The 237-nt window shown below is 63.3% G+C and carries 1 pseudogene; it reads right to left on the bottom strand.

The features are described 5' to 3' along the window. Nucleotides 1-237 (bottom strand): annotated as a pseudogene (locus CH341_RS33440) (polyribonucleotide nucleotidyltransferase); the annotation flags it as partial.

Raw genomic sequence — 237 nt, 5'->3', positions numbered from 1 at the left:
GAACGCTCCGCAAGCTTGATGATGGCGTCGATGACGGGCTGGAAGCCCTTATGACCGAACATCACCGCACCGAGCATGACGTCCTCGGGAAGCTCGTCGGCCTCCGATTCCACCATCAGGACGGCATCGCCGGTACCGGCAACGACGAGATCGAGGCGCGATTCCTTCACCTCGTCCACGGTCGGGTTGAGAACGTAGCTGCCGTTGATGTAGCCGACGCGCGCACCGCCGATCGGG

Source organism: Rhodoplanes roseus, assembly GCF_003258865.1.
GTDB lineage: Bacteria > Pseudomonadota > Alphaproteobacteria > Rhizobiales > Xanthobacteraceae > Rhodoplanes > Rhodoplanes roseus.
Note: the sequence above shows the minus strand (reverse complement) of the source record. Positions and strands in the feature narration are given on the sequence as shown.